We start from the raw sequence: 6729 nt of genomic DNA, 5'->3' as shown, positions 1-6729 counted from the left end.
CCGCTAAGGTTGGGGCTTTCTGTAATTTCATAACCTAAAAATAAGACTTGAGAACTTAATTTACAAACAGTTATTCAATATAATAATAGATTCAATTGATTTGACCTTGCAACGGTCTTAAATCGATGTATTCACTCATTTTCATTTTGGCATGAGGCGAGTTAAAACCATCTTTAAAATTTACAGGTCTATCGTCGTAAAGCGGAATAGTTTTATTGCCAGCAACAGATTTAATATATTCTAAACTCCATTTAGAATATGCCGGCCAATGGTCTATAAAATGCTCGATAACCACAGGTTTTTGTGGTTTAAAATATAGGTTTATAAAATCCTCTTTAGTAATTGTTTTTACGCGAGGAACGTCTAGAAGATTTAATTTCAAAAGCAAAAATAATTAGATCTGCAAGTTAATAAATAGTTATAGATATTTACCTAGTATGAATAAATCACATCAGACTTTTAACTAAAAAAAGATAAAATATCTCGTTTTAAATAGGCTATATTTTAGGTTGGATTTTTACTGTGTTTTTTTGAAGTAATGATTCCAAGTGTAAATCAGATTCTTGTTTTAATTGAAATTTAAAATAATCATTCAATAGTTTGATTTATAGATTTTTACATGATAATTAAATAATAAAAAGGTTTATTTGAAAGTGTATTTTAAGCCAAAAAGAGCGCTACCTTTAGGCATAGGTACGTTGTTTGTTTCGGTATATTCTGTATTGAAAATGTTACTTGCTATAAATGAAAACTCTATACTCCTAAACATATATGTTATGCTTGCATCTACTACAGAATAGCTTTCTCCAGTTGTGCGTTCTGCATATTTATAAATGATGGATTGCGATAAGTTTTTGATAAACTGAGAGGAATATCGTGCTATAAAATGATTCTTTAATGAGTTTATTGAGTATCTAGAAAATTCGGCATCTACTTGTTGGACCTCATCATTAATATAAGTGTAAGATGTGTTTATAGTTTGACCAAATTCTGCAATTCTAAAGTTGTAATTTAAATTCACATCAATTCCTTTCGTTTTCAGTTCTTGTATGTTATATGCCATCCATAAATCGTCTTCATCATCTTTAACATAATCGATTAAGTTTTTTGAATCGCGATTAAAAAGGGCTAGAGATGCATTGAACCTTTGGCTGTTATATTTAATCCCGATTTCTTCGGAGATTGCTTCTTCGGGATCTAAATTTTCGTTTCCATTGGTTGTTGGATCGCTATAATACAAATCTGTATATGTTGGAATTCTATAAGTGTACCCAATGTTTCCGTATAATTTAAAATTAGTATTAATTTTATAACCTATATCCATTCCTGGGAAAGCATGCCATTTAAAATCAGAGAAATAAGTAACTGCAATTCCAGGTGTTACATCTAATTTGTCATCGAAAAAATTAAACAGTTGTTCTAAAAACATTGTGGTTACAAAACGATCGTGATCGCCTAAATTATTACTTGCAATAAACACTTCAGAGATGTCAACTCCAAAACCTGTAACTCCTAAATTAGAAGTGTAAGACCCATTAAGTTCGGCACCAACTTTATTGGTAATATGTAAATTTCTATACCCCGTTGGGTTATTTCTGTCGTATAGATACATATCCTGGTTTCTTCTCCAATATATTTGAGGTTTAAAAACCCAATCGTTTCGATTAAATTGGGTCTGAACTCCTATCAAACTTGTTTGAGTTTCTTCGTATTGTTCTGTAGCCGATGGTGTGGCATAGAAACCGTTTGCTCCAAAATTTAGATTATTCATTGTCGCCAATAAATGAATGGGTTGTTTGCTTTTATTGAAACTACTTTTCAAAAAATAGTTATAATTATCGTAATCTGTATTATATCTATATCCAGCGGAAGTGTTTTTAGATACGTGTACAAGGTGACTAGTATCATCGAAATCTAGACCTGCAGTAATGGAACCATTTAAGGTGTGAAATGAACCCGTTTGCCCTTCAATAGATAACATTCTTTTAGTTTCTTTTTTTGTAACAATGTTTACAGCACCCGTAAAAGCATTCTGACCGAATACACGAGCTGCTGGCCCAGAAATAATTTCAATACGTTCAATAACATCTAGAGGTAGTGCAATATTCATTGTATGATGCCCAGTTTGCGCATCTTCTACTTTTATACCATCAATAAGCAATAAGGTTTGGTCAAAACTTCCTCCACGAATATATAAATCGGCTTGCGTTCCAGCTGGTCCACGACGACGAATATCTACACCAGAAACCTGTTGTAATAAATCGGCGACATTAGTGGCAGCAGACGCTTGAATATCTTTTGATGTTATAATATTAATAGATCTGGAGTTTTTTGAAAATGGAAGGTCAATTCTACTAGAGGTTATAATAACTTCTTCTAAAGTTTCCTCAGGAACAGGTTCTTGAGCAAAGGCTAATGTCGAAATTAAAATACTTAGGGAGGTAATTATTTTGGTTGGCTTCATGGCTAATATTAAAAACGTTGCAAAAGTCGTAACTTTACGGACTATTAGAATAGTCCAGTTGTAAAACAATGAATAGTCCGGTCGATACCCTTTTTGTAAAATTAATAGATTTTGATAAATCAAAATCAAAACCCTTGTATATACAGGTTTCTGAACAAATAGTGAATTTAATACAACGTGGTTATTTATTAAAAGGAACTATTTTACCTGGAACTCGTGTTTTAAGCCAGTTATTAAAAATTCATAGGAATACGGCAGTTGCTATTTACGACGAATTAGCTGCTCAGGGTTGGGTAGAAATCCTACCAAATAAAGGAACTTTTGTTTTGTTACCAGAACAAAAAACGGCAAAGATTAAAGCTGTAACATTTCCTATTAGTCAGGCTTATAATTATTCTGAAAATACAGGTTTTCCTTTTCAAAAATCCATGAATTTGGCTTCGACAGTACAGGCTACCAAAGCCGAATATGTTATTAATGATGGAAAACCCGATTTAAGATTACATCCTACATTTCAATTTTCTAGATGGTACAGTACAGCCATGAAACGAAAAACGTTGATAAAAAAATGGAACAGGACAAATGAGGGTTCCTATTCTGTTTTCGAAAATCAGCTTTGTAATTATTTAAATGCTACCCGAGGGTTTCATATTAAACCTGTTAACCTAATAAGCACACGGAGTACAGAAATGAGTTTGTATATAGTGTCGCAGTTACTTATAAAAAAAAACGATGTTGTTTTAGTAGGGAATTTAAGTAATTATGCTGCAAATATGATTTTTCAGCAAGCAGGAGCATCTATAAAAACAATTCCTGTCGATGAAGATGGTTTGGATATTGACTATATCAAAACACATTTTGTAAAAGGTACAATTAGGTGTGTTTATGTTTGTGCGCATAGAGATTATCCTACAACAATTACGTTAAGTGCACAACGGCGTTTAAAACTTATGCAATTGGCGAAACTATATAAGTTTGCTATTATTGAAGACGATTTTGATTACGATTTTCAGTTTGAAGGCTCTGCCATGCTACCTTTGGCAAGTTCCGATGCCAATGGACTTGTTATTTATTTAGGAAAGTTAGGGCAGTCTTTGTTTCCAAGTTTTCAAACAGGATTTGTCGTGGCGCCAGAAAATTTAATTTCTGAAGCCAAAAACTATCTCCAATTGTTAGACCAGCAAGGAGATTTAATTCAGGAACAAATGCTTTCCGAATTAATTTCAGAAGGTGAGATTAATCGTCTTATAAAAAAGAATATTTTAATTTATAAGCAACGTCGAGATTGTTTGTGCGAATGCCTAACAACTTATTTTGGAGCTGCTATTCGTTGGGAAATACCTTCCGGCGGATTAGCAATTTGGTTGCAGTTTAAGCCTGAAATTTCGTTGGTTAAACTTGCTGAAATCGCTGAAAGAAACAACGTGTTTTTACCAAAAACCATTCTGTATCAAGATAAAAATACATGTGCCATTCGTTTTGGCTTCGGTCATTTAAAAGAAGAAGAAATAGAAATTGTTGTTAGCACCTTAAAAACTATTTATGACACGGTCTCTTTTCAAGAAATTACTGCTGAAAACAAATAGTTTTAATGAACTAAAATCAAAAATAATCAATTCTGAATAATTAAGATAAAAATAATTTTAGTTTTAATAAAAATGTATTTTATTCGTTGATTATGAGTTATTTGTGTGTTTTTTAATAATGAAATTTTAGACATAAAAAACCCCGAGTTTAACCATCATCTCGGGGTTTAAAAACAAACTAACTCAATGTAACTCTTAAATATGTTTAGAGATTATTTCTAAAGCATCAACTATAGCAATCTCAACATCTACATGGTCTTGTTTTAAAACCTTAAGATTATTTTTTAATTGCTCTTTTGCTGAATTTGAAAGGGGTTTATTATTTGCTTTTTGAAGTATAATTGTAGCAGCTTCAGAAAGATTTTTAGAGATTGGTTCCAAACTGTTTAAAATTGGTGTTTTGTTTAGTTTAGAAAACGCTTCGTAATTTTTAGACCATATTTTTAAATACGATATAATTTCTGTTTTTGTGTTTTCAGAAGGAGATGAAACATAATTTTTTACTAAACGATTAAACGTCATAGCATCTTTTGCATCTACAGTACAAGCATCTGCAAATAATGTAAAAGGGGAGAAGGTTTTATATTCTACACCATCTTTATTTCTAGTGTAAATTTTAAGTGGCTCACAAATATTCATCAAGGTTTCTAATGAAGAAATATCTTGATTATTTGTTAAGTTTCTTAGAATAACAGTTTTGTTTGTAATGTGTGTTAAGCCTAATTCCTCTAATCTGAAATTAACGACTGCTAACCGTTTTAACATATTATCTACATTGTTCACAGATTTAGGCGACCATAAACGTTCTGCAATAGCTGCTGTTCTTGGCCAGATTCTAGAATCTAAAGTTTCAGATGTTACTAATTCGCTCCACATGGTTGCTTCTCCTCCTAAAATTCGAGCTTGTTCATCTGTTGTCAATTCTATATCTCCAATAGGTTCATTTTGGTAATGACCTACTACAGATTGCATTCTATCAATATAAAAACCGTTAGATAAAATTGTGTTGTATCCTTGCTTGGCAGCTTCAATTAAAGAGCCTCCTTTTGGTAAACCTTCATTTTCAGATCTCCACGAATGGATCACAGCTGTTGTAGGCATGGTAGGCGTCATAATTTCATCCCAACCCACAAGTTTTTTCCCTGATTTATTCAGAATTTTTTCAAGTTTTATATTAAAATATGTCTGTAAATCGTGATTCGTTTTTAAGTTATTTGCTTCTTTAAATTCCTGAATGTTTTCGTTTTCATCCCAATGTTTACCTTCATTTTCATCTCCACCTATATGGAAATAGGGGTCTGGAAAAAGTGGAGCGATTTCGGTAAACAGATTGTATAGAAATACATATGTTTCTTCGTTTGTAGGATCTAAAGTTGGATCGAAAATTCCTGAATTACGTTCTATTGTATATGTTGCTCCAGGCTTACTTCCTAATTCAGGAAAAGCCGTTAAAATAGCCGATGCATGTCCAGGAACATCTATCTCTGGAATAACACGAATTCCTAATTTAGAAGCATAAACAACGACCTCTTTAATTTGTTCCTGAGTATAAAATAATCCGTCTGAAGCTAATGCTGTTAATTGCGGATAGATTTTAGATTCAATGCGAATACCTTGATCGTCGATTAAATGCCAGTGAAATACATTCATTTTAACTGATGCCATTCCGTCTAAATTACGCTTTATCACATTTACGGGATGAAAATGTCTAGAGACATCAATCATTAAACCACGCCAAACAAAACGTGGAGCATCGGAAATTTCTGCCCCTTGAAAGTAAAAATTTGTAGCATTGCTATTCGTTAATTGTAATAAGGTTTCTATTCCTCTTAAGGCTCCAATATCTGTTTGTGCCGTAATGGTTGCTCCAGAATTAGTAACGTTTAATTGATAAGATTCGTCATTATCATTAGTTAAGGTTCCTTCGTTTTTATAACTAATTTTTATAGTTGCGTTTGTATTGTCTTTTGCAGAAGTCGGAAAACCAGAATTTATAAATACTCCAGTACGTCCTGAAAGCCGTCTTAAAAAGGAAGTCGCTACAAATCTTACACGTTCTTGTGATGGACCGTTTATAGAAATGGTTAAATTTTCAGTAATAGGAAGCATTTGCTCCGTACCCTGTATGTTTTTTGGCCAAGGCATTAAATCATAAGTGTTTGCTAACGCATCCTGAGCATAACTCAATTGGCTTGTAACGTTTATGATTATAATTAGTAATATTATTTTTTTCATTGTGTCTTGTTTAAGGCTCAATTTAGTTTGATGTACTTTTCTGTGATAGCTCTATTAATTCCTGCGGCTTTAATACGTTCTATGCCAGATTGAATTAGCGTGTCTCCTTTAATTTGAATTTTAAAGGAGAATTTGTGGTTTTTAATGTTTTCTGAAGATGTGTAACTTAAAATCTCTTCATAGTCATTTCCGTTTAAAATATAAGTTCCTCCACCACCGTAAAAATTTTCAGTGTTGTTTGTATTCTGATTGAAAAAAGCAAAATGAGAGTCATTAATAATTTTAATGAATTCGGTATGTTTTAAGTCTTTAATTTTTATTGAATCATTCTCAATAATTTCAGCATAAACCATTTTCCATGTTCCAGAAATTCCAAGGGGGATAGATTTCTTTTCACAAGAAAAGCAGATTATAGCCAAAATTATTAAGATTGATTTTTTCATT

4 protein-coding genes and 1 pseudogene are annotated in these 6729 nt (G+C 32.2%); 1 reads left to right on the top strand and 4 read right to left on the bottom strand.

Annotated elements, in window-relative coordinates:
• Positions 1–118: 118 nt before the first annotated feature.
• A pseudogene (locus tag R6X41_RS14400) lies at positions 119–382 on the bottom strand (cupin-like domain-containing protein); the annotation flags it as partial.
• Positions 383–643: 261 nt separating this feature from the next.
• A complete protein-coding gene (locus tag R6X41_RS14395; RefSeq protein ID WP_318501045.1) occupies positions 644–2464 on the bottom strand; it encodes a TonB-dependent receptor plug domain-containing protein in 1821 nt (606 codons plus the stop codon).
• 68 nt (positions 2465–2532) lie between these two features.
• On the opposite strand from R6X41_RS14395, the gene R6X41_RS14390 reads away from it, so the two are divergent.
• On the top strand, positions 2533–4050 hold the full coding sequence (locus tag R6X41_RS14390; protein ID WP_318501044.1) for an aminotransferase-like domain-containing protein: 1518 nt from the start codon (positions 2533–2535) through the stop codon (positions 4048–4050).
• Between the two features lie 195 nt (positions 4051–4245).
• On the opposite strand, the gene R6X41_RS14385 is transcribed toward R6X41_RS14390, so the two are convergent.
• On the bottom strand, positions 4246–6285 hold the full coding sequence (locus R6X41_RS14385; RefSeq protein ID WP_318501043.1) for a beta-N-acetylhexosaminidase: 2040 nt from the start codon (positions 6283–6285) through the stop codon (positions 4246–4248).
• 17 nt (positions 6286–6302) lie between these two features.
• Complete coding sequence (locus tag R6X41_RS14380) at positions 6303–6728, bottom strand: hypothetical protein (protein ID WP_318501042.1); 426 nt, start codon at positions 6726–6728, stop codon at positions 6303–6305.
• Between the last annotated feature and the right edge of the window lies 1 nt (position 6729).

The organism is Formosa sejongensis, from assembly GCF_033447105.1.
GTDB lineage: Bacteria > Bacteroidota > Bacteroidia > Flavobacteriales > Flavobacteriaceae > Formosa.
This window is presented reverse-complemented; position numbering and strand designations above follow the sequence as displayed.

What these genes read in the sequence shown, in the direction of transcription:
- R6X41_RS14395 (WP_318501045.1), bottom strand. Translation starts at nt 2,464, where the DNA reads ATGAAGCCAACCAAAATAATTACCTCCCTAAGTATTTTAATTTCGACA.
- R6X41_RS14390 (WP_318501044.1), top strand. Translation starts at nt 2,533, where the DNA reads ATGAATAGTCCGGTCGATACCCTTTTTGTAAAATTAATAGATTTTGAT.
- R6X41_RS14385 (WP_318501043.1), bottom strand. Translation starts at nt 6,285, where the DNA reads ATGAAAAAAATAATATTACTAATTATAATCATAAACGTTACAAGCCAA.
- R6X41_RS14380 (WP_318501042.1), bottom strand. Translation starts at nt 6,728, where the DNA reads ATGAAAAAATCAATCTTAATAATTTTGGCTATAATCTGCTTTTCTTGT.